General features: G+C 65.2%; 31 protein-coding genes and 1 pseudogene. 22 read left to right on the top strand and 10 right to left on the bottom strand.

Annotated elements, in window-relative coordinates; translation table 11 throughout:
- The first annotated feature begins 23 nt into the window (after nt 1-23).
- On the top strand, nt 24-1700 hold the full coding sequence (locus JVX90_RS14080; protein WP_205329353.1) for a hypothetical protein: 1677 nt from the start codon (nt 24-26) through the stop codon (nt 1698-1700).
- Between the two features lie 32 nt (nt 1701-1732).
- Here JVX90_RS14080 and JVX90_RS14075 read toward each other — a convergent pair whose 3' ends face one another.
- Nucleotides 1733-2704, bottom strand: coding sequence for a hypothetical protein (locus JVX90_RS14075; protein ID WP_205329352.1), 972 nt, complete (start codon nt 2702-2704; stop codon nt 1733-1735).
- Between the two features lie 378 nt (nt 2705-3082).
- On the opposite strand from JVX90_RS14075, the gene rpsH reads away from it, so the two are divergent.
- The 10 genes from rpsH to JVX90_RS14025 all read left to right on the top strand — a co-directional run bounded on the left by rpsH (nt 3083) and on the right by JVX90_RS14025 (nt 9095).
- Nucleotides 3083-3481, top strand: coding sequence for a 30S ribosomal protein S8 (rpsH, locus tag JVX90_RS14070; RefSeq protein ID WP_008375945.1), 399 nt, complete (start codon nt 3083-3085; stop codon nt 3479-3481).
- Between the two features lie 14 nt (nt 3482-3495).
- The gene (gene rplF / locus JVX90_RS14065; RefSeq protein WP_205329351.1) at nt 3496-4032 is read left to right on the top strand and encodes a 50S ribosomal protein L6; all 537 of its coding nucleotides are present in this window, start codon (nt 3496-3498) and stop codon (nt 4030-4032) included.
- Between the two features lie 3 nt (nt 4033-4035).
- Nucleotides 4036-4431, top strand: a complete 396-nt coding sequence (gene rplR, locus JVX90_RS14060; protein ID WP_205329350.1) for a 50S ribosomal protein L18 — start codon at nt 4036-4038, stop codon at nt 4429-4431.
- 43 nt (nt 4432-4474) lie between these two features.
- Nucleotides 4475-5131 carry a 30S ribosomal protein S5 gene (rpsE, locus tag JVX90_RS14055; RefSeq protein ID WP_008375941.1) on the top strand — a complete coding sequence of 219 codons (657 nt, stop codon included), beginning with the start codon at nt 4475-4477 and terminating at the stop codon, nt 5129-5131.
- 2 nt (nt 5132-5133) lie between these two features.
- On the top strand, nt 5134-5313 hold the full coding sequence (gene rpmD / locus JVX90_RS14050; RefSeq protein WP_006895590.1) for a 50S ribosomal protein L30: 180 nt from the start codon (nt 5134-5136) through the stop codon (nt 5311-5313).
- A 3-nt stretch (nt 5314-5316) separates the two neighbouring features.
- Nucleotides 5317-5757, top strand: coding sequence for a 50S ribosomal protein L15 (gene rplO / locus JVX90_RS14045; protein ID WP_205329349.1), 441 nt, complete (start codon nt 5317-5319; stop codon nt 5755-5757).
- A 216-nt stretch (nt 5758-5973) separates the two neighbouring features.
- Entirely contained in the window at nt 5974-7305 is a 1332-nt protein-coding gene (gene secY, locus JVX90_RS14040) for a preprotein translocase subunit SecY (protein WP_205329348.1), read from the top strand.
- Nucleotides 7302-7850 (top strand): adenylate kinase, encoded by a 549-nt coding sequence (locus tag JVX90_RS14035; RefSeq protein ID WP_008375937.1) that lies wholly within the window; start codon nt 7302-7304, stop codon nt 7848-7850. Before secY ends, JVX90_RS14035 begins: the two co-directional genes overlap by 4 nt.
- A gap of 10 nt (nt 7851-7860) precedes the next feature.
- Complete coding sequence (map, locus tag JVX90_RS14030) at nt 7861-8655, top strand: type I methionyl aminopeptidase (protein ID WP_205329347.1); 795 nt, start codon at nt 7861-7863, stop codon at nt 8653-8655.
- A gap of 17 nt (nt 8656-8672) precedes the next feature.
- Nucleotides 8673-9095, top strand: a complete 423-nt coding sequence (locus JVX90_RS14025) for a hypothetical protein (protein WP_205329346.1) — start codon at nt 8673-8675, stop codon at nt 9093-9095.
- Here JVX90_RS14025 and JVX90_RS14020 read toward each other — a convergent pair.
- Genes JVX90_RS14020 through JVX90_RS14005 form a run of 4 tightly spaced genes read right to left on the bottom strand, consistent with a single transcriptional unit; the run spans nt 9081 to nt 11857 of the window.
- Nucleotides 9081-10316, bottom strand: a complete 1236-nt coding sequence (locus JVX90_RS14020; RefSeq protein WP_240193907.1) for a glycosyltransferase 87 family protein — start codon at nt 10314-10316, stop codon at nt 9081-9083. The genes JVX90_RS14025 and JVX90_RS14020 overlap by 15 nt on opposite strands.
- Nucleotides 10317-10369: 53 nt before the next feature.
- Nucleotides 10370-10822, bottom strand: a complete 453-nt coding sequence (gene dtd, locus JVX90_RS14015; RefSeq protein ID WP_205329345.1) for a D-aminoacyl-tRNA deacylase — start codon at nt 10820-10822, stop codon at nt 10370-10372.
- 1 nt (nt 10823) lies between these two features.
- Complete coding sequence (locus tag JVX90_RS14010) at nt 10824-11453, bottom strand: SIMPL domain-containing protein (RefSeq protein ID WP_205329344.1); 630 nt, start codon at nt 11451-11453, stop codon at nt 10824-10826.
- A complete protein-coding gene (locus JVX90_RS14005) occupies nt 11450-11857 on the bottom strand; it encodes a phage holin family protein (protein ID WP_205329343.1) in 408 nt (135 codons plus the stop codon). Before JVX90_RS14005 ends, JVX90_RS14010 begins: the two co-directional genes overlap by 4 nt.
- Before the next feature lie 246 nt (nt 11858-12103).
- Between JVX90_RS14005 and infA the strand changes: the two genes are divergently transcribed.
- From infA to JVX90_RS13960, 9 genes are all read left to right on the top strand, one after another.
- On the top strand, nt 12104-12325 hold the full coding sequence (infA, locus tag JVX90_RS14000) for a translation initiation factor IF-1 (RefSeq protein ID WP_007616247.1): 222 nt from the start codon (nt 12104-12106) through the stop codon (nt 12323-12325).
- Nucleotides 12326-12355: 30 nt separating this feature from the next.
- Entirely contained in the window at nt 12356-12469 is a 114-nt protein-coding gene (gene rpmJ / locus JVX90_RS13995) for a 50S ribosomal protein L36 (protein ID WP_024332746.1), read from the top strand.
- 175 nt (nt 12470-12644) lie between these two features.
- Nucleotides 12645-13013: a 30S ribosomal protein S13 gene (gene rpsM, locus JVX90_RS13990; RefSeq protein WP_008375925.1), complete on the top strand. Its 369-nt coding sequence runs from the start codon at nt 12645-12647 to the stop codon at nt 13011-13013.
- A complete protein-coding gene (rpsK, locus tag JVX90_RS13985; protein WP_006895581.1) occupies nt 13013-13420 on the top strand; it encodes a 30S ribosomal protein S11 in 408 nt (135 codons plus the stop codon). Before rpsM ends, rpsK begins: the two co-directional genes overlap by 1 nt.
- 21 nt (nt 13421-13441) lie before the next feature.
- Entirely contained in the window at nt 13442-14047 is a 606-nt protein-coding gene (gene rpsD, locus JVX90_RS13980; protein WP_008375923.1) for a 30S ribosomal protein S4, read from the top strand.
- 74 nt (nt 14048-14121) lie between these two features.
- A complete protein-coding gene (locus tag JVX90_RS13975; RefSeq protein ID WP_008375922.1) occupies nt 14122-15174 on the top strand; it encodes a DNA-directed RNA polymerase subunit alpha in 1053 nt (350 codons plus the stop codon).
- A gap of 65 nt (nt 15175-15239) precedes the next feature.
- Nucleotides 15240-15923 carry a 50S ribosomal protein L17 gene (gene rplQ / locus JVX90_RS13970; RefSeq protein WP_205329342.1) on the top strand — a complete coding sequence of 228 codons (684 nt, stop codon included), beginning with the start codon at nt 15240-15242 and terminating at the stop codon, nt 15921-15923.
- A 62-nt stretch (nt 15924-15985) separates the two neighbouring features.
- The gene (gene truA / locus JVX90_RS13965; RefSeq protein ID WP_205332428.1) at nt 15986-16819 is read left to right on the top strand and encodes a tRNA pseudouridine(38-40) synthase TruA; all 834 of its coding nucleotides are present in this window, start codon (nt 15986-15988) and stop codon (nt 16817-16819) included.
- A gap of 231 nt (nt 16820-17050) precedes the next feature.
- On the top strand, nt 17051-17641 hold the full coding sequence (locus JVX90_RS13960) for a TetR/AcrR family transcriptional regulator (protein WP_205329341.1): 591 nt from the start codon (nt 17051-17053) through the stop codon (nt 17639-17641).
- 20 nt (nt 17642-17661) lie between these two features.
- Here JVX90_RS13960 and JVX90_RS13955 read toward each other — a convergent pair whose 3' ends face one another.
- From JVX90_RS13955 to JVX90_RS13945, 3 genes are all read right to left on the bottom strand, one after another.
- On the bottom strand, nt 17662-18216 hold the full coding sequence (locus tag JVX90_RS13955; protein WP_205329340.1) for a hypothetical protein: 555 nt from the start codon (nt 18214-18216) through the stop codon (nt 17662-17664).
- A 42-nt stretch (nt 18217-18258) separates the two neighbouring features.
- A complete protein-coding gene (locus tag JVX90_RS13950) occupies nt 18259-19893 on the bottom strand; it encodes an AMP-binding protein (protein WP_205329339.1) in 1635 nt (544 codons plus the stop codon).
- A 105-nt stretch (nt 19894-19998) separates the two neighbouring features.
- Nucleotides 19999-20865, bottom strand: a complete 867-nt coding sequence (locus JVX90_RS13945; RefSeq protein ID WP_205329338.1) for a LysR family transcriptional regulator — start codon at nt 20863-20865, stop codon at nt 19999-20001.
- 123 nt (nt 20866-20988) lie between these two features.
- Between JVX90_RS13945 and JVX90_RS13940 the strand changes: the two genes are divergently transcribed.
- Entirely contained in the window at nt 20989-22242 is a 1254-nt protein-coding gene (locus JVX90_RS13940) for an NAD(P)/FAD-dependent oxidoreductase (protein WP_205329337.1), read from the top strand.
- A 12-nt stretch (nt 22243-22254) separates the two neighbouring features.
- Here JVX90_RS13940 and JVX90_RS13935 read toward each other — a convergent pair.
- A pseudogene (locus JVX90_RS13935) lies at nt 22255-22653 on the bottom strand (MinD/ParA family protein); the annotation flags it as partial.
- A gap of 32 nt (nt 22654-22685) precedes the next feature.
- Here JVX90_RS13935 and JVX90_RS13930 point away from each other — a divergent pair.
- Complete coding sequence (locus JVX90_RS13930; RefSeq protein ID WP_205329336.1) at nt 22686-24113, top strand: recombinase family protein; 1428 nt, start codon at nt 22686-22688, stop codon at nt 24111-24113.
- A gap of 25 nt (nt 24114-24138) precedes the next feature.
- On the opposite strand, the gene JVX90_RS13925 is transcribed toward JVX90_RS13930, so the two are convergent.
- Nucleotides 24139-24591, bottom strand: a complete 453-nt coding sequence (locus JVX90_RS13925) for a hypothetical protein (RefSeq protein WP_240193906.1) — start codon at nt 24589-24591, stop codon at nt 24139-24141.
- Nucleotides 24592-24628 lie beyond the last annotated feature (37 nt).

Below are 24628 nucleotides of genomic sequence, written 5' to 3'. Positions count from 1 at the left end.
TTCTGGCGGCGAGTGGAGGTTTGATGACGGATCAGTTGACGCGGGTCGAACCCGCGCAGGGCGCCGAATCAGGTGCGCTGAAGGAGACCCTGGAGGACTACACCCTGCGGTTCGCGCCGCGCAGCTACCGCAAGTGGAGCGGTGCGGTCGTCGCGACATCGGCGTTGGGCGGCATCGCCTACCTCGCCGACTTCTCGATCGGCGCCAATATCGGCATCGCGCACGGCACGGGCAACGCGCTGTGGGGCATCGGCCTGTTCGCCGCGGTCATCATCGCGACGGGCATCCCGCTCGCGTACTACGCGGCGCGGTACAACCTGGACCTCGACCTGATCACCCGGGGAAGCGGATTCGGCTACTACGGCTCGGTCGTCACGAACCTGATCTTCGCGTCGTTCACCTTCATCTTCTTTGCCCTCGAGGGCTCGATCATGGCGCAGGGGTTGAAGCTCGGTCTGTCCGTCCCCTTGCCGGTCGGATATCTCGTGTCGACGTTGATCGTCCTCCCGTTGGTCATCTACGGAATGAAGGCGCTCGCGAAACTTCAAGTGTGGACGACGCCGTTGTGGCTGGTCATGATGGTCGGTCCGCTCATCTATCTGCTGGCCGCACATCCGGGTTCGGTCAGTGAGTTCCTCGCGTTCTCCGGAGTCGACGAGAACGGCGCCCCTCGCGGTGAAGGCGTCAGCTGGGCGGGAATCATGCTCTGCGCCGGTGTCTGTCTGTCGCTGATCGCTCAGATCGCCGAGCAGATCGACTACTTGCGTTTCATGCCGCCCAAGACGCCTGAGAACAAGCGCCGTTGGTGGTCCGCCGTGCTGATCGCCGGTCCGGGCTGGGTGCTCTTCGGCGCGGTCAAGCAGATCGTCGGCCTGTTCCTCGCCGTCTACCTGATCGCCAACGTCGCCGACGGCGCGGGCATCGCGAACCAGCCTGTTCACCAGTTCCTGATCACCTACGAGGAGATGATGCCGCACTGGCTGGCGATGACTCTCGCCGTGATCCTCGTCGTGATCTCGCAGATCAAGATCAACGTGACCAATGCCTACTCGGGCTCGCTGGCGTGGACCAACTCGTTCACACGTGTCACCAAGACCTACCCCGGTCGCCTGGTGTTCGTTGTGGTCAACCTGGTCATCGCGCTGGTGCTCATGGAGGCGAACATGTTCAGCTTCCTGTCCGAGCTGCTGAACTTCTACGCGAACTGCGGCATCGCGTGGATCGTCGTGGTCGCCACTGACATCGTCGTCAACAAGTATCTGCTCGGCATCAGCCCCAAGCACCCGGAGTTCCGCCGCGGCATGTTGTACGCCGTCAACCCCGTGGGCTTCGTGTCCGTGATCGTCGCCGCGGGTGCGTCGATCGCAGTGTTCTTCGGACTGTTCGGCGACGGGATCGCGCCCTTCTCCCCGCTGGTCGCCGCCATCCTGGCGATGCTGCTGCCTCCGATCCTGGCGGTCGCGACGAAGGGCCGCTACTACCTGCGTCGTACCGACGACGGCATCGACTTCCCGATGTACGACGAGTACGGCAACCCGAGCGACGAGAAGCTGCTCTGCTGCGTCTCCGGCGTCGAGTTCGAGCGCCCCGACATGCTCGCGTCCGCCGTCCCCGCGGCTGACGGCTCGAAACAGTACATCTCCTCGCTGGCTCTCGCCTGCGACAAGACCGGCCTTCACGTGTTGCCGGAACAGAAGTAGAGCTCGCTCCGAGCCGCGTGACCAGTATGCGGTCACGCGGCTCGGAGCAAGGTGCACGACGGTGAGCTGCACGGGTGCGGTCGGCCTGCCCATCCCCCTTTGCCGAGTCCGATCGCAACCTTCTCGGCGGTGCTGCACGCGCGATCGCGGACCTGCCCGTATCCGATCCGGTAGGTGCGGCGGTCGGCGTGGACGGCTGCGTCGAGGTCGCGTTCCATGTCGCGGTCCCGCGACACCGCGTCGGAGTGGCCGAGCCGCCCGTCGAGTTCCACGACCACGCCCCACTCGGGATAGTCCAGGTCGCGGAAGCCGGGCCGACCGACGCCGGTCGGGGCCTGACGTAGGGGAGCGGGCAGTCCGTGGGCGCGTTCGACGGCGGTCAGGTACTCGTGTTCGAGAACCGAACAGGTCCCGGCGTGCACATCCTGCAGGACCTCTCTGATGAACCCGCCGTTCCGGGTGCGGCAGCGCGCGTCGAGTGCAGTCAGCAGCCTCATCGCGGTGGTCCGCCGCGACCCGACCGCGTCGGACAGAACTCCGATCACCTCGACTGCCTTCGCCGCGTCGGCCGCGAGGTCGATGACCGTCGGCTCCAGCCGCACCCGCGGTGGAGCGACGGTCGCGACAACCGCGTCGTCGTAGTCGGAGCGGTAGTGGACGACGACGCCGTCCACCCGCCGAAGGTTCCGTCGGGCGTCGACCGCGACATGGATCGGTCCGGACATCGGACCCTGTCCAGTCAGCAGCAGCCACGCGGAACCGTGGGACAGCGCAGACGGCGTAGTGTGCAGAAGTGCGCACCACGCGCGCTGTACCCATGTGAGGGGCCCTGTGTGCGTCACGTAGACGCCGCTGAACACCGCCACCCACGCGCGTCGCCGTAGTCGCCGTCGGACGTACGCGGAGTCGAGGCCGCAGTCGAGCACCTGGCGTCGGCACACAACCCCGGATTGATCGTGAATTACCTGGTCCAGACGCGCCAACGCCCGCTGATCGTCCCCCATCCGCCCAGTGTGAACCCGAGCGGCGATGAAAACGAGACCCATCCGGCGATCTGTGGATACCGGGCGGTAGCGCTACCTCCGAGTCTCGTGACCGCTATCTGGTCACAGGGCTCGGAGCGAGCAGCCGACGATGCCTCAGACGCCTCGATTCGACTCTGGCCAGCAAGTTCCCTACACTTGTGTGGTTGCCCGGGTGAAGTGTGCCCCCGGGAGCCACAACTTCATAGCTCACGGGTGCCGGCGAAAAGCCAATGGCATCGGTAGGCGAGAACAATGCACAACTATCCACTTCGTGGAAGGCCCACCGGCGAACAGGCGGAGAAATCCGCAGGTCACTGCTGTATGGGAACCGCTACGAGAAAGGTTGACGGTCACACCATGACCATGACTGATCCGATCGCAGACTTCCTGACACGTCTGCGCAACGCCAACTCGGCGTTCCACGACGAGGTGAGCCTCCCGTCGTCGAAGATCAAGGTGAACATCGCCGAGATCCTCAAGCGCGAGGGTTACATCACCGACTTCAGCGTCGAAGACGCAGAGGTCGGCAAGAAGCTCGTCGTCACCCTGAAGTACGGCCCGAGCCGGGAGCGCAGCATCGCTGGTCTCCGTCGCGTCTCGAAGCCGGGTCTCCGGGTGTACGCGAAGTCCACCAATCTGCCTAAGGTCCTGGGCGGCCTCGGCGTGGCGATCATCTCCACGTCGTCCGGTCTGCTCACTGATCGCCAGGCTAAGAACCAGGGCGTTGGCGGCGAAGTCCTCGCCTACGTCTGGTAGGGGAGCGTAGAACAATGTCGCGTATTGGTAAGAATCCCATCGCAATTCCCGCCGGTGTCGACGTCACGATCGACGGCCAGGACGTGAAGGTCAAGGGCCCGAAGGGCGAACTGAACCTCACCGTCTCCGAGCCGATCACCGTGACGAAGGAAGAGAACTCCATCGTCGTCGCCCGGCCCAACGACGAGCGCCGCAGCCGTGCACTGCACGGACTCTCGCGCACTCTCGTCAACAACCTCGTGATCGGTGTCACGCAGGGCTACACCCGCAAGATGGAAATCTTCGGTGTCGGCTACCGCGTCGCAGCCAAGGGCAAGGACCTCGAGTTCGCCCTCGGCTACAGCCACCCCGTGCCGATCGAGGCACCGGAAGGCATCACCTTCGCAGTGGAATCGCCCACCAAGTTCTCGGTCTCGGGCATCGACAAGCAGCAGGTGGGCCAGATCTCGGCGAACATCCGCCGCCTGCGCCGCCCCGACCCGTACAAGGGCAAGGGCGTCCGCTACGAAGGCGAGCAGATCCGCCGCAAGGTCGGAAAGACGGGTAAGTAAGACATGAGTGAAACAACCGTTCGTAAGCCCATCGGCAAGGACGTCTCGACCCGTCGTCGCACTGCGACCAAGCGTCGTCACTTCCGCCTGCGCAAGAACATCTCCGGCACGGCCGAGCGTCCGCGCATGGCCGTCAAGCGCAGCAGCCGTCATATCCACGTCCAGCTCATCGACGATCTGACCGGTCGCACCCTGGCAGCAGCCAGCACCATCGAGGCTGACGTCCGCGCAGCCGGTGGCGACAAGTCGGCTCAGGCAGCCAAGGTCGGAGAGCTCGTCGCAGCTCGCGCCAAGGCTGCAGGCGTCGAAGCCGTCGTCTTCGACCGCGGTGGCAAGTCGTACCACGGCCGCATCGCGGCTCTGGCCGACGCCGCCCGCGAGGGAGGCCTGAGCTTCTAATGATGATCACGATCGACATGACCAACAACGGAGGGGACATCTGATGCCCGGACGTCAGCGTGACGGCGGCAACGGACCCGCCGGAAACAACAACAGCAACGCCAACGGCGGCAACGAGCGCGGCCGCGGCCGCGGCGATCGTCGTGACAACCGCGGCGGACGCGAGCGCGAGGAGAAGAACCACCTCGAGCGCGTCGTCACCATCAACCGCGTCTCGAAGGTCGTCAAGGGCGGCCGTCGCTTCAGCTTCACCGCTCTCGTCGTCGTCGGCGACGGCCAGGGAATGGTCGGCGTCGGCTACGGCAAGGCCAAGGAAGTTCCCGCGGCGATCCAGAAGGGTGTCGAGGAGGCTCGTAAGAGCTTCTTCCGCGTCCCGCTGATCGGCGGCACCGTGACTCACCCCGTCCAGGGTGAGGCCGCAGCAGGCGTCGTCATGCTCCGCCCGGCCAGCTCGGGTACCGGTGTGATCGCCGGTGGCGCCGTTCGCGCCGTCCTCGAGTGCGCAGGCGTCACCGACGTCCTCGCGAAGAGCCTCGGCTCGGACAACGCGATCAACGTCGTCCACGCCACGGTCGCCGCACTGAAGATGCTGCAGCAGCCTGAAGAGGTCGCTGCTCGTCGCGGACTGACCGTCGAAGAGGTCACCCCTGCCGGCATGCTGCGCGCACGCGCTGCTGCCGCCGCGAACAAGGGAGCATAACCATGGCTGAACTCAAGATCACCCAGATCAAGGGCACCATCGGTACCAAGAAGAACCAGCGTGACAGCCTGCGCACCCTTGGTCTCAAGGGCATCCGCCAGACCGTCACCCGCGAGGACACGCCGATCAACCGCGGTCTCATCAACGTGGTCCGTCACCTCGTGACAGTCGAAGAGGTTTAAGTCATGACCATCAAGCTGCACCACCTTCGCCCCGCACCGGGTGCGAAGACCGAGAAGACCCGCGTGGGTCGCGGTGAGGGCTCGAAGGGTAAGACCGCAGGCCGCGGCACCAAGGGCACCAAGGCGCGCAAGAACGTCCCCGCACGTTTCGAGGGCGGCCAGATGCCGCTGCACATGCGTCTGCCGAAGCTCAAGGGCTTCACCAACCGCAACCGCGTGGAGTACCAGGTCGTCAACGTCGGCGACCTGTCCGCACTGTTCCCCGAGGGTGGCACCATCGGTGTCGCCGAGCTCGTGGCCGCCGGAGCCGTTCGCAAGAACGAACTGGTCAAGGTGCTGGGCGAAGGCGAACTGACCGTTGCGGTGAACATCACCGCCAACAAGTTCTCCGGCTCCGCCAAGGAGAAGATCGTCGCCGCCGGCGGCACCGCCACCGAGCTGTAAAGACATCGGTGAATTTCTGATCACGCCGGTCAGGTGAGCAATCTCGGGACGTACACCGTCCTGTGGGCGCTCACCTGACCGTCGTTGATTGGATGACTGTTAGAGTTCGTGGGGGCATTCTCCGACTGAATGCCCTGGAATCTTTTCGAGTGTGACGCCCCGAGCACGCCGAGGCCGCAGAGGCCCGCATGTTTCAGGTGCTTATAGGAGGACTTGGTGCTTTCCCCCCTCGTGGCGACCTTCAGGACGCCCGATCTGAGGAAGAAGATCTTCTACGTCCTCGGCATCCTGGTGCTGTATCGCCTCGGCACGACCATGCCGTCGCCGGGCGTCAACTTCAAAGAGATCGACCGATGCGTCGAAGCCGCCAGCCGCGGCGACTCCGGTCAGATCTACTCGCTGATCAACATGTTCTCCGGCGGCGCGCTGCTGCAGCTGTCGGTGTTCGCGATCGGCATCATGCCGTACATCACGGCCAGCATCATCGTTCAGCTGCTCACTGTTGTCATCCCGCGGTTCGAGCAGCTGCGCAAGGAAGGCCAGTCCGGCCAGAACAAGATGACGCAGTACACGCGTTACTTGACGCTGGCCCTGGCAGTGCTCCAGTCGACGGGCATCGTCGCGCTGGCCGCGAGCGGCAACCTGCTCCCCAGCACGGGCCCGGACTGCAACTCGCAGGAGATCATCTCCGACCGCTCGATCTTCGGTCTTGTCATCATCGTCATGGTGATGACGGCGGGCGCGATGCTCGTCATGTGGTTCGGTGAGCTGATCACCGAGCGCGGAGTCGGCAACGGAATGTCGCTGATGATCTTCGCCGGCATCGTCGCTCGCCTCCCCTCCGAGGGACGCAACATCCTCAACAGTGGCGGCGGCCTGCGATTCGGCCTAGTCTGCGTCGCGATCCTCATCATCCTGATCGCCGTCGTGTTCATCGAGCAGGGCATGCGTCGGATCCCCGTCCAGTACGCCAAGCGCATGGTCGGACGAAAGATGTACGGCGGATCGTCGACGTACATGCCGATCAAGGTGAACACCGCCGGTGTCATCCCGGTCATCTTCGCATCGTCGCTGCTCTACATCCCGCAGCTGATCATCCAGCTGACGACGCAGAACAGCACCGATGTGGCGGGATGGCAGACGTGGATGCAGGACAACCTGATCAACCCGTCCAGCGCCTTCCACATCGTCGCCTACTTCGCGCTGATCGTGTTCTTCACGTACTTCTACGTCGCCGTCACGTTCAACCCGGAAGAGCGCGCCGACGACATGAAGCGCTACGGCGGATTCATCCCGGGTATTCGGCCCGGCCGCCCGACCGCCGAGTACCTCGGTTACGTCCTCAACCGGATCACTCTGCCCGGTTCGCTGTACCTGGGCATCATCGCGATCCTCCCCAACCTCTTCATGGACATCGGCAGCGGTAGCGCAGCGAACATCCCGTTCGGTGGTACCGCACTCCTGATCATCGTGGCCGTCGGCCTCGACACCATCAAGCAGGTCAACAGTCAGTTGATGCAACGCAAGTACGAAGGGTTCCTCAAGTGAGACTTGTCATTCTCGGTCCCCCCGGCGCGGGTAAAGGCACTCAGGCAGAGCTGCTGTCGGAGTCGCTCGGCATTCCGCACATCTCCACCGGTGATCTGTTCCGCGCGAACATCTCTCAGGGCACCCCGATCGGCGTCGAAGCGAAGAAGTACCTCGACGCGGGCAACCTCGTACCGCCGGAGATCACCATCAACATGGTGCGTGAACGTCTCGCCGAGCCCGACGCCTCCAACGGATTCATCCTCGACGGCTTCCCCCGCTCCACCGAGCAGGCCGTTGCACTCGAAGGCATCCTCGACGATCTCGGCACCGCACTCGACGGCGTCCTGTCGTTCGAGGTCGACGCCGACGTCGTCGTCGAGCGCATGCTCGCCCGCGGGCGCGCCGATGACACCGAAGAGGTCATCCGCAACCGCATGTCGGTGTACGCGGCCGAGACCGCTCCGCTGCTCGACCACTACGCGTCGACCGTCAGCCGCATCGACGCTGTCGGCGACGTGCAGGAAGTGCACCAGCGCGTCCTGACCTCGCTCGGCAAGGCCTGACCGGACGCCCGTGGGATTCCGCAAGCCCAAGGCCGTTCCGTTCCGTTCGGCAGGTGAGCTCGACGCGATGGCAGCGGCAGGCGAGATCGTCGGCGCCGCGCTCGTGGCGGTGCGCGAAGCCGCCGCCGTCGGTGTGAGCACACTCGACCTCGACGAGGTCGCCGAAGCGGTGATCCGCGACGCGGGCGCCGTGCCGTCGTTCAAGGGCTATCACGGTTTCCCCGGATCGATCTGCAGCTCGGTCAACGAGGTCGTCGTCCACGGCATCCCGTCCAAGGACGTCGTGCTCGCTGAGCACGATCTCGTGTCGATCGACTGCGGCGCCATTCTCGACGGTTGGCACGGCGACTCGGCGTGGACCTTCGGCGTCGGTGAACTGTCGACGCCGGACCACGAGCTCAACGAGGCGACTCGTCTGTCCCTGGAAGCCGGAATCGCTGCGATGGTCGACGGAGCGCGTCTGACCGACGTCTCCGCCGCCATCGAACGCGGCACGATCGCCGCAGGTGAGAAGTTCGGCAGGCGGTTCGGCATCGTCGCGGGTTACGGTGGTCACGGCATCGGTCGTGAGATGCACATGGAGCCGTTTCTCCCGAACGAGGGCAAGCCGAATCGTGGCCCGCGTCTGGTGATCGGATCAACGCTCGCCGTTGAGCCGATGCTGACTCTGGGCACGGAGGAGACCTCCGAGCTCGACGACGGCTGGACTGTCGTCACCGACGACGGAACCCGCGCGTCGCACTGGGAGCACACGGTCGCGGTCACGGCCGACGGCCCGCGAATTCTGACTCGCCGTCCGTCCTGATCCACCGTGCGAACCACATGCCTCACGCAGTGAGGTCGGCGCCAAGGCGGATCGCCTGGTGGCTGGTCGGAGCAGTCGCAGCGGCGGTGCTCATCGTTGGAGCCTTCGCACTGGCCAAACCGTCGCCTCCGGCAGCGTTGACCGACCGCGAGCTCATTGAAGAACAGGTCCGCGGCTACGTGAACGACCTGTCGCGTGGTGCATTCATCGCTGCTGTCGGTCGATCGTGTTCGGCGACGCCGAGTGCGCGCAGCGCGGTCGCGGAGCCGACCGGTGATGTGGTGGTGCCGTCGACTGCGATCATCAACGATGTCACGATCACCGGTTCGAGCGCTGTGGTCGACGCAGTCCTCGACACTCGTGGTGTACGCACCGACCTGCCCATGCGCTTGGAGAAGCACAACGACGGCTGGTGCATCGCGGACCTACCTGGTCGCTGACTCCGGTTGGCAGTCTCGGCTGCCGCTCGTTCGCTTCGACAGGGCGGTCCACGCACCGACCGCGAGCACGGCGAATGTCACCAGAACGTACGACGCACCGATGATCTGCTGCCACCACGACCACGTCAGTTCTCGATCGTCGCGGGCAGGCATGAGCCAGTGGGGACCCACATAGAACATCACCACGGCGGCACCTGTCGTCAGGCAGAACGGGATGTCGCGGCGCCCTTTCGCGATGGCGTCGAGAGCGACGACGAGGGCGGGCACCGCCCACACCCAGTGGTGCGACCAACTGATCGGTGAGACGAGAAGCACCGCGGCGGCGTTCACGATCAGTGCGGTCGCGAGGTTGTCGTCTGCGAGCAGCCTGCGCATCCAGATCGCTGCGAGCACCACGGCGATCGCGGACAGGCCGATCCACACCAGGGACGACGCAGTCTCGCCGAGGCCGAGGCGGAATGCGAGTCCCTTCAGCGACTCGTTGCCTGCGAAGTGCGGTGCGCCGATCCGTCCGGTCTCACGGAGCTTCGAGAACCAGTAGGTGTGCGAGTCGCCGGGCATGATCAACCACGCGACGCCGATCGATGCGATGGTCGAACAGATCGTCGTGACGAAAGCGCGCCAGTCCCTCCGGATCAGGAACAGGAGCAGGAAACCCGCAGGGGTCAGCTTGATCGAGATCGCGATTCCGATCAGCAGTCCGCGTGGCCACTTCTCGGACCGGTTGAGGACGTCGAAGGCGACCGCGGCCATCAGAATTGCGTTCACCTGGCCGAAGCCGAGGGTCTCTCGGACCGGCTCGAGGAACTGGGCGAACGCGAGTACCACCAGGACGACTGCGAGACGGACTCCGCGATCCATCGTCGGACGCAGGCGGTCGAGGACCAGCCAGACGGTCAGCCCGATGGACGCGAGAGTCAGCACGAACATGACAGTTGCGGCGACTGTGGCGGGCATCGCGGCGAACGGTGCGAACACGATCGCCGCAAGCGGGGGATAGGTGAACGGCAGGTGGATGTTCCCGTCGAGCGGCGGGAGCGGGCCGTAGACGTCGTCTCCGTCGAGGAACGTCTGTGCGCCAAGGCGGTACACCATCAAGTCGAGATAGCCGTGCCAGACCCGCAGCGTCAGGCCGATCGCAGTGGTGGCGGCGAGAAACACCACAGCCGCGATCACGAGAGTCCTCGGGGAGCGATTGCGGAGTGTCAGCGGTGTCGGCACCGGGCAAGAATACCAGCGCTGCCTGCGTAAACGCCGAATCAGGGAGGAGTGATTCAGGTCTCGAGAAGGATCGTCACGGGGCCGTCGTTCACGAGATCGACGTGCATGTGTGCGCCGAATCGGCCGGTTGAGACGGTGGCCCCGAGACCGCGGAGCGAGTCGACGACGGATTCCACGAGCGGCTCGGCGACAGATCCGGGCGCCGCGGCGTTCCACGACGGGCGTCGTCCCTTCGCGGTGTTCGCGTACAGAGTGAACTGACTGATCACGAGGATCGGGGCGTCGACGTCGGCCGCAGCGACTTGCGGGCGGTCGGCGTCGCCGTCGAGAATGCGAAGTCCCCATATCTTGTCGGCGAGCGCACGGGCGTCGTCGTCGTCGTCCTCGTGGGTGACGCCGATCAGTGCGACAAGACCTTGTGCTCCGTCGATGAGGTCAAGAGAGCCGACGGTCTCTCCGTCCACGATGACCGACGCCGAACTGACACGTTGCAGAACCGCACGCATGTCAGTCGTCCAGGTAGAAGACGACGGTGACCGAAGCCGACACCGACGACGAACCGGCCTGGATCGGCATCGGCGCGGCCATCGCACGTGCGGCGTACAGCGGCCGGACGTCCGACACCGGTTCTTCCGTCACCGACTGCACGGCCCCGAGCCGGGCGCCCGCGAGCATCGCGTACTGCTCGGCGCGGGAGACGGCGTCGGCGAATGCGGCGTCGCGTGCCGCGGCGGCGAGGCCGGTGTCGTCCGATATCGCGAACGACACGTTCTGGATCCGCGCAGCGTCACCGCCTGCGCGGGCGGCTGCGGCGAGCACGGTCGGAACTCGCTCGAGGTCGCGGAGAACCACGGTCATGGTGTGCGACGACGTGTAGCCGATGATCGGCGCGCCGTTCGGCCCGTGGTCGCCGTACCGCGGCTGCACCGACAGATGGGACGTCTGGATGTCACGGGACGGCACGCCGGCTTCGGTCAGCGTTGCGATCAGATCGGCGACAGCGGCGCCCGCATCCTGCAGTGAGACGCCGACGCTGTACGCATGGCATTCCACACCGAGGTCGACGTGCATCACGTCGGGAACCGTCTCCGCCGCGCCGTGCCCGACGACGGTCACCGTCCGCTCCACGTCGCTCACCGGTACAGGTTCTCCGGTCGATCCTTCAGCAGCATCGCGGTGATCCACCCGACGACGGAGATCACGATCGCGCCGAACACTCCCGACCAGAAGATGCCGTCGACCACGAGGCCGACATGGAAGACGTCCGTCGTCAACCACGACGTGATGTTCAGCATCAGCGCGTTGATGACGACATGGATCAATCCGAGCGTCAGGATGTACAGCGGGATCGACAGCACCTGCACGATGGGCTTGATGAAGCCGTTGACCAGACCGAACACCATCGCCACGAGAAGGACGACGGCGGTCTTCGCCCACCAGGAGCTCAGACCGCCGAAGTCGAAGTAGACGCCGGGGACGATGACGTCCGCGACCCAGAGTGCAAAGCCCGTCAGGGCACTGCGAATGAGGAATGCACGCATGAGACCAGTGTTGCACGGGTGGTCGCAGGTGCGCGGGAGACCGTCCTGGCCGGGAGTTGGCCGATACAACACATCTGACGTAGACTCGAACCTCGGTGCGTCGCGCGGGTTCCCGCATGTCCTCGCCCGGGCGTTGTCACGTCCGGTAGGGGAGGGGCTCGCGTTCAGTGCCACCGTACCGGAAGCACGAAGGATCCAGGCTCGGTAACGCGCGAAAGCGACGTGACCGGGAGAATCGCGGAGGAAATGGCTAAGAAAGACGGAGCCATCGAGGTTGAGGGTCGCGTTGTCGAACCCCTGCCCAATGCGATGTTTCGCATTGAGCTGGAGAACGGTCACAAGGTTCTCGCCCACATCAGCGGCAAGATGCGGCAGCACTACATCCGCATCCTGCCGGAAGACCGCGTCGTTGTAGAGCTCTCGCCCTACGACCTCGCCCGTGGACGAATCGTCTACCGGTACAAGTAACCCGAGAAGTTCAACAAGGAGAACGCTGACGTGAAGGTCAATCCGAGCGTCAAGCCGATCTGCGAGAAGTGCAAGGTGATCCGTCGTAACGGCCGGGTCATGGTGATCTGCGAGAACCTGCGTCACAAGCAGCGTCAGGGCTGATCAGCGCCTTTTACAGGTCGCTTGAAACACACAACTGAATACCGCGTATGAACTTCCAGAACCAGTGTCCGCAGACGCGTGGACACCGACCCCCGGTTCAGAGGCCGGGGCCCGACGCATGAGTTCGGGACGGACTGGAAGCAGACCTCTGAGATACACAGAAGGAACACCCCACATGGCACGTGTTGCAGGTGTGGATCTTCCCCGCGAAAAGCGGCTGGAGATCGCACTCACGTACATCTACGGAGTTGGTCGTACCACCTCCAAGGAGATCATCGCCGCCACCGGTCTCTCGGCCGATCTGCGCGCGAAGGATCTGACCGACGCAGACGTCTCGAAGCTGCGCGAATACATCGAAGCCTCGGTGAAGGTGGAGGGTGACCTCCGTCGCGAGGTGCAGGCCGACATCCGTCGCAAGATCGAGATCGGCTGCTACCAGGGTCTGCGTCACCGTCGCGGCCTGCCGGTCCATGGTCAGCGCACCAAGACCAATGCCCGCACTCGCAAGGGCCCGAAGAAGACCATCGCCGGGAAGAAGAAGTAATGCCTCCGAAGTCACGTAGCGCAGGCCCGAAGAAGGGCACCCGCCGTCGCGATAAGAAGAACGTCCCGCTGGGCCACGCGCACATCAAGTCGACGTTCAACAACACCATCGTTTCGATCACCGACCCCGAGGGCAACGTGATCAGCTGGGCGTCGTCCGGCCACGTGGGCTTCAAGGGCTCGCGTAAGAGCACCCCGTTCGCCGCGCAGCTCGCTGCCGAGAACGCCGCTCGCAAGGCTCAGGAGAACGGCGTCAAGAAGGTCGACGTGTTCGTCAAGGGACCGGGTTCGGGTCGCGAGACCGCAATCCGTTCGCTGCAGGCCGCCGGCCTCGAGGTCGGCACCATCTCCGACGTGACCCCGCAGCCGCACAACGGCTGCCGCCCGCCCAAGCGGCGCCGGGTCTAAGCGGAAAGGAAGAGATAAGACATGGCTCGTTATACCGGCCCCGCCACCAAGAAGTCCCGTCGTCTTCGCGTCGACCTGATCGGCGGCGACGCATCGTTCGAGCGTCGCCCCTACCCGCCCGGCCAGCACGGCCGCGCACGCATCAAGGAGTCGGAGTACCTGCTCCAGCTCCAGGAGAAGCAGAAGGCTCGCTTCACCTACGGCGTCATGGAGAAGCAGTTCCGTCGTTACTACGAGGAGGCCAACCGCCGCTCGGGTAAGACCGGCGACGTGCTGCTCCAGATCCTCGAGACCCGTCTCGACAACGTCGTCTACCGTGCAGGCATCGCCCGCACGCGTCGTCAGGCTCGCCAGATGGTCAGCCACGGCCACTTCACCGTCAACGGTGTCCGCGTGGACGTGCCCAGCTACCGCGTGAGCCAGTACGACATCATCGACGTTCGTCAGAAGTCGCTGCAGTCGACGCCGTTCCAGATCTCTCTGGAGACCGTCGGCGACCGGACCCCTCCGGCCTGGCTGCAGGTGGTTCCGTCGACGCTGCGCATCCTCGTGCACTCGGTGCCCGAGCGTGCTCAGATCGACGTCCCGCTGACCGAACAGCTCATCGTCGAGTACTACTCGAAGTAAATCTGACAGCACTCGCTGTTCAGACCCGCTTTCACGCCGTCAAATAGTGGTCGGCACGAAGGAGAATTCACCACATGCTCATCTCACAGCGACCCACCCTCTCCGAAGAGGTGCTGGCCGAGAACCGCTCGAAGTTCACCATCGAACCCCTCGAGCCGGGCTTCGGTTACACCCTCGGCAACTCGCTGCGGCGCACGCTGCTGTCGTCCATCCCGGGCGCGGCGGTCACCAGCATCCGCATCGACGGTGTCCTGCACGAGTTCACCACCGTCCCCGGAGTCAAGGAGGATGTCACCAACATCATCCTGAACCTCAAGGGCCTCGTGGTCAGCTCCGAAGAGGACGAGCCGGTCACCATGTACGTCCGTAAGCAGGGTCCGGGAGCCGTCACCGGCGCCGACATCGTGCCGCCCGCAGGCGTCACGGTTCACAACCCCGACCTGCACATCGCGACCCTCAACGACAAGGGCAAGCTCGAGATCGAGCTCGTCGTCGAGCGGGGCCGCGGTTACGTTCCGGCCGTGCAGAACAAGGCCTCCGGCGCAGAGATCGGCCGCATCCCGGTCGACTCGATCTACTCGCCGGTCCTGAAGGTGACCTACAAGGTCGAGGCCACCCGCGTCGAGCAGCGCACCGACTTCGATCGTCTGGTGCTCGACGTGGAGACGAAGAACTCCATCACCGCGCGTGACGCCCTGGCGTCGGCCGGTAAGACCCTGGTCGAGCTCTTCGGCCTGGCTCGTGAGCTCAACGTCGAGGCCGAGGGCATCGAGATCGGACCCTCGCCCGCCGAGGCCGATCACATCGCTGCGTTCACGCTGCCGATCGAGGATCTGGAGCTGACCGTCCGTTCGTACAACTGCCTCAAGCGCGAAGGTGTTCACACCGTCGGCGAGTTGGTTGCACGTACCGAGTCGGATCTGCTCGACATCCGCAACTTCGGACAGAAGTCGATCGACGAGGTGAAGGTGAAGCTCCACGGTCTTGGACTGTCCCTCAAGGACAGCCCGGCCAGCTTCGACCCGTCGCAGGTCGCCGGTTACGACCCGGCCACCGGCACGTGGACGGACGAGGCGTCGTACGACGCCGATTCCGGTGAAGATTTCGCGGAGACCGAACAGCTGTAAGGGCTGCAAGAACCACTACGACTTCCCGGTCGCGAGACCGGTCAGTCCCCTCCTAGGAGAGAGAAATGCCCAAGCCCACTAAGGGTGCCCGCCTCGGCGGGTCGGCCAGCCACCAGAAGGCGATCTTGGCGAACCTCGCCACGGCGCTCTTCGAGCACGGCCGCATCACCACCACCGAAGCGAAGGCCAAGCGGCTCCGTCCGTACGCCGAGAAGCTGATCACCCACGCGAAGGCGGGTCAGCTGGCCAACCGTCGCGAGGTCATGAAGGACATCCGCGACAAGGACATCGTTCACACGCTGTTCGCGGAGATCGGCCCGCACTTCGCCGAGCGTCCGGGCGGCTACACCCGCATCATCAAGACGCTGCCGCGCAAGGGCGACAACGCCCCCATGGCAGTGATCGAGCTGGTTCGCGAGTCGACCGCATCGAACGAGGCCAACCGTGTCGCACGTGCGGCCGCGTCGAAGGCCAAGGCCGCCGACGAGGCTCCTGCAGCGAAGGAGGCCGCAGAGGCCCCCGCAGCTGTCGCGGACACGGCAGCCGACGCACCGGCCGGCTCGCACGAGCCGATCGAAGGCGACGCTGCGCCCGAGGGTTTCCCGATCAAGGGCAACGCTCAGTCGAAGCTGTACCACCGCCCCGGCACTCGTTTCTACGAGTCGACCGTCGCGGAGATCTGGTTCGCCACTGAGGCGGACGCGGAGGCTGCAGGCTACTCGCTGCCGCCGTCGCAGCAGGAAGACTGATTCCTCAGCACGCGCATCTGCCCGTCCTCGTCGATGACGAGGGCGGGCAGTGTCGTCTGCGCCTGCGGATCGGGTACGACGGCACCGACTTCTCCGGCTGGGCCACCCAGCCCGGACTCCGCACTGTCCAGGAGACCATCGAGAAAACGCTGTCCACCGTGGTGCGAGCACCAGTTCGACTGACCGTCGCGGGCCGGACCGACGCTGGGGTCCACGCGTCCGGGCAGGTCGCACACTGCGACGTCCCCGTCGCGTCACTGCAGTCGAGGTCGATCGACGGTGATCCGTCGCGGCTGGTCCGCCGTCTCGCCAAAATGCTGCCCGACGATGTCCGTGTGAAGGCTGTCGATCAGGTCTCCACAGACTTCGACGCACGTTTCGCCGCACTGGCTCGAACCTACGAATACCGTCTCGCCGATGCGCAGTGGGGCGCGGAGCCGACGGCCGCCCGAATCACCGCGGACTGGCAGCGAAGCCTGGACCTCGAACTGATGAACGCCGCGTCCGGCTCGCTGGTGGGGCTCAACGACTTCGCGGCCTTCTGCCGGTTTCGGGAGGGATCGACGACGATCCGAGAACTCCAGGAGTTCTCGTGGCGTCGTGACGACGACGGTGTGCTGGTGGCACGTGTGCAGGCCGATGCCTTCTGTTGGTCGATGGTCCGTTCACTCGTTGGAGCGGTCGCCGTCGTCGGTGACGGACGACGTGATCTGGATTGGTGCGTCGGACTGCTGTCCGAGAAGACTCGCTCGGCTCAAGTTCCGGTGGCACAGGCCCGCGGTCTCTGTTTGATGCGGGTCGACTATCCGCCGGAGTCGGAGTGGGCGGCTCGAAGCGCGTTGACGCGCGACGTACGCGATGAGTCAGACCTGCGCGGCGGTTGCTGCGGGGACTGAGCCCGACAGAACTCGGTCTGCGGGGTGGGCCGGACCGCGCGTCTGCACGGCCCGGCCCGGTCGGGGCTTCGGGAGGGAGCCTTAAGCGTGTGATTCAACCGTTCGGGAGACGATCGCAATACATTCCGACTGGTAACGTAATTTATGCCACGGCACGGATCTCGTCAACCGCGACAAGCGTCGGCACCAGGTGGAATACGACGATTCGATCGATCAGAGGAAGGGCCGCTCATGGCGAACGACGCGACCGCGGGGCGTCCTCGTGACACTCGCATCGACGCCGCTGTGCTCGAGGCTGCCCGCGATGTCATCGCCGAAGTCGGATATGCGGGACTGACATTGACCGAAGTCGCCGCGCGAGCGGGTACGTCCGTGCCCGCCATTCGCCGTCGTTGGCCCAGCAAATCGCATCTGGTCCATCGGGTGGTGTTTCCCGTCGAGGTCGCGATCCCGCCTCGGAATCCTCACGCCACCCTCGACGACGAGCTCGACTCGGTGATCGACGGCTGTGCGAGCCTGTTCTCCGACGCTGCGCTGCGCCGCGCCCTGATGGGTGTTTTCAGCGAACTCGCCGACGACGACGACCTGCAGCGCGAGGTGACGGACCGACTTCGCTTCGCGGTGTGGGAAGACCTGACCGAACGGCTGGCGCTCGCCGCCGCTCGCGACGAGGTGGAGATCGAGTCCGATCCGTCACTGCTCATCGAAGTCGCGTTCGGTGCGACCCTGATGGCCGTGATGCTGCGCGGGGTGCAGGCCCTCGACGACCAGTGGCGGTCGGATCTCCACCGCGCGCTGTGGAGCGTCCTCGTTCCCTGCTGACGCGTGGCTGATCGCCTGTCTCAGGCGATCAGCGCGCGGAACGCGTCGGGAAGCTCGTCGTCCGCGAGCTCGCGGAATTCCATCGGCCCACCCGTGTACGAGTCCTCCCCCACGATGTAGAGGTTCTCGTCGAACGGCCAGAAGATCACATTCCGCATCTTGACCAGGTAATTCTTGGTGACGTCGGCGAACGCCGCCGCATTCGGGTTCTCTGCGACATAGGCACCGGGTGAGATCATGGTCAGCCAGCCCTCGATGACGATGCAGTCGTCGTCGACCAGCATGCGGTCACAGTCGAACTCGAGGATGTGGGCGTTCGCTTCGACGAGGTGCGAATAGTACACACGGACACCGTCGAGTCCCTTGGGGCCGACATCTCCTTCCATATTCCAGAAGTGGTAGTTCGTCGTGGGGCCGAGAGTTCCCATCAGGCCGTCGAGATGGCCTTGATGCTCGTAGTGCGCATGCTCGAGCATCCTCTCGAGCATCGTGCGGTGTCGCGGATTCGAGGTCCGCTCGATGCGTGCGCGGATGACGTCGCACAGTGCTTCTTGATTGATGGTGATCTTCGACATCGGGGTTTGTCCTACTCTCGTTGGGCTGTGGGGGAGGTGCTGTCAGTTCGGAATCAGATGGGTGCGATCGTGTTCGGCGAATGCGGCCTCGAGAGCAGTCGCCGCGTCTGCGTCGAGCGGCACGTACCGGTCGCCGTCCCGGACGAGCACACGGTCGGGTGTGCGCCATCCGTCCCGGCGGAGTGAGGACTTGTCGATCTTCCGGGTGCCGGTCAACGGGAACCGCTCAGTCAGTCGGAGGAGGTGCGGCGTCCACTTGGGGCCCATGTCTGGTTGGGCGTCGAGGAAGGCGGCGAATGCGATCGGATCGAACGTGTCGTCCGTCTCCAGAGCGGCCATCACTCGGTCGCCGGTCTGCGGGTCGGGCACGGCGTAGGCGCTGACGCCGCGCACCCCGTCGAAGCGGGCGATGATGCGCTCCAGCGGTGCGGTGGAGAAGTTCTCCGAATCGACACGTATCCAGTCGTTTGTTCGACCGGCGAACCAATAGACGCCGTCGGGTGTCCGGTAGGCGAGGTCGCCGGACCAGTAGTCCCCGTCGCGGATCTTCTCCGCAGTCGCTTCGGAGTTGTTGTAGTAGCCCTCGAAGCGGTCGCCTCCGCCGCGGGCGACGATCTCTCCGATGGCCTCCGCGCCGTTGACCAGTGTGCCGTCGGCGGTGACGACGGCCTCGGGACATTCCTCACCTGCGTCACTGAGGATCGTCATCCCGAGCATCGGGTTCGGAACGCCGAGCGCGCCGCGAGGGGTCGACGCGTCACGGACGATCACGCACACGCCTTCCGACGATCCGTACGACTCGGTGACGGGAACGCCGAACCGTCGTTCGAACTCTTCGCGGTCGCGTGCGGAGGCCTCCGTTCCCCACCCGAATCGAAGGTCTGTGGTGCGTTCCTCGGCACGCTCGGGCTGCGCGAGGATGTAGGCGAGTGAGCGTCCGACGTAGTTGAAGAACGTGGCTCCGAACCGCAGCACGTCCGGGAGGAAGCCGGAGGCCGAGAACTTGTCTCGAAGTGCGTATGTCCCGCCGACTCCGAGGATGGGCGCCCATGCGCTCATCACGGCGTTGCCGTGGAACAGCGGCATGGCGTTGTAGGCGACGTCGTCTCGGCGAATGCCGTGCACGTTCAACATGCCGATGGCGGCGAGCCGCGCAGAACTGCATCGGACGGCTTTCGGGGCGCCCGTCGATCCCGAGGTGAACAGCAGCAGGAGCGTGTGGTTCGCCGGGCCCTCGGACGTGACATCGGGTTCGACGTCGAGCAGCCGTCGGTACTCGTGCGAGTCGGTGGCCACCAGGCGGACGTGGCCGTCGAGGTCGGCCGCCACATCGGTCTGCGACGGGCCGACGATCACGAGTGCGCAGTCGGTGCGTTCGACGTCGCCGACGAGTTCGGCTCCCCTCCGAGTGGGATTGACGCCGACGATTGTGGCGCCCGCCAGAGCGGCGCCGCCGATCAGAAACAAGTACTCGGGGCTGTTGTCCATGAGCACACCGATGTGCCAGGGGGCGCCGGTGGGCAGGTCGTGGTGCACCGACCGCATCGCCGCGGCGCGCCGTTCGCATTCCACGACGAACTGCGACCAGGTCCACTCGGAGTCGGCGAACAAGAGCGCGCGTGCGTCGTCGTCCCGGCGTGCGCGGAGCAGATCGGCGGTCGTGGTGAGGTCAGACACGGTCGACTCCCGTCGGTTAATTACGTTCTATCTCGAAACGAAATTAGCGGCGAGTGTGACGCAGGTCAACTACTTGAGTCCGATGGGCGGGAGGTTCTGTGCCGATCAGGTTCGACGGAATCCTCCCGACAGCTCGGTGAGGAGCTCGGCGACCAGGGCGTTCGGCTTCGCGTCCACACGAAGGACCGCGGACACGGGCAGCGTGAAACTCAGGCTGCGCCTGCAGGAGATGCCCGGTTGCAGCGGGTCCTCGTACAGCACCGTCCACGCCTCGGGGCGATTGACGAGTTCGAACGCCACCGAGTGGCCCTCACGGATCTCGGGACCGAACTGGATCTCCGCGTCCGCACGAGTGAAGGCCTGCTGGACGAGGCGGTGCAGGAGCACCTGGCGGTCCGGCGGTGGCAGCAGCAACGGGTATGCCGCGAGATCGTTGGGGCTGGGCGCCTGGCCGCCTGCGGCTAGCGGGTGGCGGGAGTTGAACGCGATCACGGGCTGGTCCACCCACAGTGGATCCAGGTACAGATTGTCACGGTCGACGGTTCCGCGGATCAATGCGAGATCGGCCTCGCCTGACGCGACGGCGTCGATGCGCTGTGTGAACGGCTTGATCAGGAAGTCGATCTCCGCCTCCGGATGCTGTTCGCGGACTGCGGAGACCGCGGCGAGGGCCGAACGGGCGAACGACATGTTGGCCGCGATCCGAACCCGTTCGGGACGCGGTGCAGTTGCCGCGATCGCCGCGTCACGCATCGCCAGGAGATCGCGGGCGAACGGCAGAAGGGTCTCGCCCGCCTCAGTGAGTCGGACACGACGCTGACTGCGGTCGAAGAGTTCGGCTCCGAGTTCACGTTCCAAGGCGGCGACCTGGTGGCTGATCGCGGACTGAGAAACGAAACACCGCTGGGCGGCGCGGGAGAAGCCGCCGGTCTCCGCGACGGCGGCCACGTACTCGAGCTGTCGAAACTCCATTCCGCCATTGTATGAACAAAGCAGATTGAAACCAGAAGGTATCGCCTGTTCGACGAGCTTGTTGATGTGTGAGGGTTCTAGCACTCTGGTTGTAGAAGGTTCATCTGCTCAGGAGTGAGGGAAATGCGCACCACGGACGTCGTTGTCATCGGTTCCGGATTCGGCGGACTCGCCGCCGCCAAGCGGCTCGCGAAGTCGAAGATCGAGACCGTGCTGATCTCGGCGACCGACGAGCACCTCTTTCAGCCGCTTCTGTACCAGGTCGCCACCGGAGTCCTCGAATCGGAGGAGATCGCCCCGAGCATTGCAGATGTCCTCGCGAGTCGCCAGAGCGTCTCGGTGGTCCGCGGACATGTGACCGACGTCGACGCCGAGAACAAGGTGATCACCTATCGCACCGACACCGGAGTCGAGCAGATCCGCTACCGCAGCCTGGTCGCGGCCGCGGGAGTGGCCCAGGGCTACTTCGGGCACGATGAATGGGCGGACCGGACTTTCTCGCTCAAGACCCTCGACGACGCCGTCAGCCTGCGCGCTCACCTGTTGGAATGCTTCGCGCAGCCCGTAGGCGATGTCGACGCACACACCTACGTGGTGGTCGGCGCCGGTGCGACCGGTGTTGAGATCGCGGGTCAGATCCGTGAGTTGAGCACCAGACACTTCACCGACGTGCCCGCGAAGGTGTACCTCGTAGAAGGGGCCGACGACGTCCTTCCGGTGTACGGCGGGAAACTGTCGACATTCGCTCGCCGGACCCTCGAGAAGTCCGGTGTCGAAGTCCTCACCGGGACTGTCGTCACCGACATAAGCGACGGCCGGGTGACGCTACGCAACGGCGACGACGAGCGCGTCCTGGAGTCGCGGACCGTCGTCTGGTCGGCGGGTGTTCAAGCGACAGGCTTGGCGAAGGTGATCGCCGAGGCGACCGGGTGCGCGACCGACCGGGCCGGACGACTCCTCGTCAACAACGACCTGACCGTGGGTGATCGCGCGGACGTGTTCGCGATCGGCGACATGACAAGCCTCAAGGGGTACCCGGGTCAGAGCCCGGTCGCCATGCAGCAGGGCCGGTTCGTCGCCGACGTGATCCGCGGCAAGAAGCCGGCGGGCGCCGAGTTCGTGTATCTCGACAAGGGCAGCATGGCCGTTGTCAACAGGCACAACGCAGTTGTCGACGCGCCGTTCGGAGTCACTCTGACGGGCGCCCTCGGCTGGATCACCTGGCTCGGCGTCCACCTGTATTACCTGGTGGGATTCCGCAACCAGGCGGCCGCCGTCGCCTCGTGGTTCAAGTCGTTCGTCGGACGGGCGCGCCCCGGATTCGAGCAGGTTGTCCCCGTCGCCTCGACCGAGGTGGACGACCGCTCCGCCGCCTGATCCGATCCCGGGTCAGCCCTCGAACGGCGGTCGTCGTCGGAGGGTCGTCCCGCCGAAGTCGTCGGCGATCGTCGCCGCGAGTTCCACGAACGACCGCTTCGCCGCCTTGCCGAGAAGGTCGAGATCGACGTCGGCGCCCTCGGCGAGGTGATCGTCGTACGCGACGGCGTGCACAGCCCGACACCGCGTCAAGAAGTGCTGCATGAGATTGCCGATGTCGATCGACGACGACCCGGGTCGCGCCGAGCTCAACACGACGACACAGCGCGGAATCAGGTGCCCGTAGCCGTGCCCGTGCAGCCAATCGAGGGTGGCGCCTGCGCTGCGAGCCCCGTCCAACGCGGGCGAGCTGACCAGCACGATCGCGTCCGCGAGATCGAGGACACCGCGCATGGAACTGTTCGACATTCCCATGTAGCAACACAAACAGCTATGCTCCGACGGTGACAACCCGCGCCGCGATCTACACCCGAATCAGCCTAGACGCTGCAGGCCACAGCCTCGGCGTGAAGCGTCAGGAAGAGGACGCCCGAGCGATCATCGCCGCACGAGGTTGGGACGTCGCAGGTGTCTGGTCCGACAACTCCGTCACCGCGTCCGACTCCACCGTGCGCCGGCCAGGATACGACGGGCTACTCGCCGCCTACGACGCCGGACTGTTCGACGCGCTCGTCTGCTGGGACCTCGACCGCCTCACCCGACAGCCGCGACAGCTCGAAGACTGGATCGACCGCGCCGAGACACGAGGACTGGCGATCGTCACATCGAACGGTGAAGCGGACCTCACAACCGACGGCGGGCGCATGTACGCGCGCATCAAGGCGGCCGTCGCCCGCGGTGAGATCGAACGGAAGTCAGCGCGGCAGAAGCGCGCGGAGATTCAACGTGCGAACGCTGGGATGTGGCGGCGGAAAGGTCCGCGCCCGACGGGCTACACGCAGGGCGGTGACATCCTTCCGGAGGAGGCGGACGTCGTCCGCCGCATCTTCCGGGAGTTCATAGCGGGGGAGACGGTAACGGGCATCGCGCGCCGCCTCGACCGTGACGGTGTGCCGACCCGCGGCGCGAAGGCGTGGCACCCGGCGTCGGTCCGGTCGATCCTGGTGAACCCGCTGTATGCGGCGAGGGTGTCGCTGAACGGTGAAGTCCTCGACGGCGTGGAGGCGCAATGGGAGCCGCTGATCGACGGCGTCGACTTCGACCGAGCGTCCGCCATCATCAACGCTCCGGAGCGTCGGGCACGCTCTGTGCCGGTCGCACGGCGCTACCAGGGGAGCGGTCTCTATATCTGCGGGGAGTGCGGTTACCGGGTCGCGTCGAAGTCCGGCCGCTCGTATCAGTGCACTGGGCATGTCTCGCGTCTCCGTACGGTCATTGATGAGTACGTGAACGTGGTGATCGCCGCCCGGCTTCGTCGCGACGACGCGATCGATCTCCTAGCCGACGCCGCGCCTGACTCAGCTCCGTTGGTCGCGGAGTCGACGCGGCTACGCGGTCGGATCGCGGCCGTGGACGAGGAGTACATGGCAGACGAGATCGACGGCCGCCTGCACCGCGCGAAGGTCGAGCGTCTCCGTGCTCAGCTCGCGGAGGTGGAGTCTCGGATCGGTGGCACGAAGTCGACGGCCGCCCTGTCGGCGGCCCTGTCGGCGCCGGACCCTGGGCAGGCGTATCTCGACAGCGGGCTGATGATGCGGCGCGCGATCATCGACGCCCTCGCTGAGGTTCGACTGTTCAAGAACGTCCGCGGCAAGCACTTCGATCCGGACACGGTTCAGATCTGGTGGCACGGCACTAGTCCTGACGATGCGCCATTACCTCGATCGCGCCGTCGCCGAAGTGCCGATTGGCGGCCTGCGCAAACCTCATAGCGCATCATCGTTGGCTGAAGACCGGTCAAGCACCGCGCGCGACGTCGGGGCGGATCCACGACCAGTCGCCGTCGCATGCGGCCTCGATCTGTGCAACTTCGAGTGGATCGAGGTGGTCCATGCGGCACTGCGCGGTCGGCTCGTCCACCCATAGGTGTTCGGCGAGATCCGCGAGGTCAGGGGAGCGGAGCCATCGGAATGCGTCGGCGAGTTGGTCGACGGTGATCAGTCGTCGCGCTGACTCGAGTTCGACGATCTGTTCCTCGACGTCGGGGTCCGGGTGTTCACGGCCTCGGCGTTCGATGTGGACAAGCTCGTGGGTGAGGCTGCACCGCCGCTCCGCCTGTGTGAGTCTGGACTCCAAGCGGATCCTGGCGCCGTCGAGTTCGGCCATCCGACCGTGGCAGAGCGGAGTGTACGTGACGTCTACGTCGGCATGGTGATCACGGAGCCACCGCCACGGGTGCCAGAGCTTCATGCGCCCGGACCATATCGGGCAGGTCTGACAAGTGAGT

It is taken from the genome of Gordonia sp. PDNC005, assembly GCF_016919385.1.
Lineage (GTDB): Bacteria > Actinomycetota > Actinomycetes > Mycobacteriales > Mycobacteriaceae > Gordonia.
The sequence above is the reverse complement of the archived record's forward strand: the minus strand, read 5'-3'. Positions and strand labels throughout refer to the sequence as shown.

Coding starts and splice junctions, on each gene's coding strand:
- rpsK (WP_006895581.1), top strand. CDS start 13,013: ATGCCTCCGAAGTCACGTAGCGCAGGCCCGAAGAAGGGCACCCGCCGT.
- rpsM (WP_008375925.1), top strand. CDS start 12,645: ATGGCACGTGTTGCAGGTGTGGATCTTCCCCGCGAAAAGCGGCTGGAG.
- rplQ (WP_205329342.1), top strand. CDS start 15,240: ATGCCCAAGCCCACTAAGGGTGCCCGCCTCGGCGGGTCGGCCAGCCAC.
- infA (WP_007616247.1), top strand. CDS start 12,104: ATGGCTAAGAAAGACGGAGCCATCGAGGTTGAGGGTCGCGTTGTCGAA.
- JVX90_RS13940 (WP_205329337.1), top strand. CDS start 20,989: ATGCGCACCACGGACGTCGTTGTCATCGGTTCCGGATTCGGCGGACTC.
- JVX90_RS13945 (WP_205329338.1), bottom strand. CDS start 20,865: ATGGAGTTTCGACAGCTCGAGTACGTGGCCGCCGTCGCGGAGACCGGC.
- JVX90_RS14025 (WP_205329346.1), top strand. CDS start 8,673: ATGCCTCACGCAGTGAGGTCGGCGCCAAGGCGGATCGCCTGGTGGCTG.
- dtd (WP_205329345.1), bottom strand. CDS start 10,822: ATGCGTGCGGTTCTGCAACGTGTCAGTTCGGCGTCGGTCATCGTGGAC.
- JVX90_RS13960 (WP_205329341.1), top strand. CDS start 17,051: ATGGCGAACGACGCGACCGCGGGGCGTCCTCGTGACACTCGCATCGAC.
- rpmD (WP_006895590.1), top strand. CDS start 5,134: ATGGCTGAACTCAAGATCACCCAGATCAAGGGCACCATCGGTACCAAG.
- JVX90_RS13955 (WP_205329340.1), bottom strand. CDS start 18,216: ATGTCGAAGATCACCATCAATCAAGAAGCACTGTGCGACGTCATCCGC.
- rplF (WP_205329351.1), top strand. CDS start 3,496: ATGTCGCGTATTGGTAAGAATCCCATCGCAATTCCCGCCGGTGTCGAC.
- JVX90_RS14075 (WP_205329352.1), bottom strand. CDS start 2,704: ATGGGGGACGATCAGCGGGCGTTGGCGCGTCTGGACCAGGTAATTCAC.
- rplO (WP_205329349.1), top strand. CDS start 5,317: ATGACCATCAAGCTGCACCACCTTCGCCCCGCACCGGGTGCGAAGACC.
- rpsE (WP_008375941.1), top strand. CDS start 4,475: ATGCCCGGACGTCAGCGTGACGGCGGCAACGGACCCGCCGGAAACAAC.
- rpsH (WP_008375945.1), top strand. CDS start 3,083: ATGACCATGACTGATCCGATCGCAGACTTCCTGACACGTCTGCGCAAC.
- JVX90_RS14080 (WP_205329353.1), top strand. CDS start 24: ATGACGGATCAGTTGACGCGGGTCGAACCCGCGCAGGGCGCCGAATCA.
- rplR (WP_205329350.1), top strand. CDS start 4,036: ATGAGTGAAACAACCGTTCGTAAGCCCATCGGCAAGGACGTCTCGACC.
- JVX90_RS13975 (WP_008375922.1), top strand. CDS start 14,122: ATGCTCATCTCACAGCGACCCACCCTCTCCGAAGAGGTGCTGGCCGAG.
- JVX90_RS14005 (WP_205329343.1), bottom strand. CDS start 11,857: ATGCGTGCATTCCTCATTCGCAGTGCCCTGACGGGCTTTGCACTCTGG.
- rpsD (WP_008375923.1), top strand. CDS start 13,442: ATGGCTCGTTATACCGGCCCCGCCACCAAGAAGTCCCGTCGTCTTCGC.
- JVX90_RS13925 (WP_240193906.1), bottom strand. CDS start 24,591: ATGAAGCTCTGGCACCCGTGGCGGTGGCTCCGTGATCACCATGCCGAC.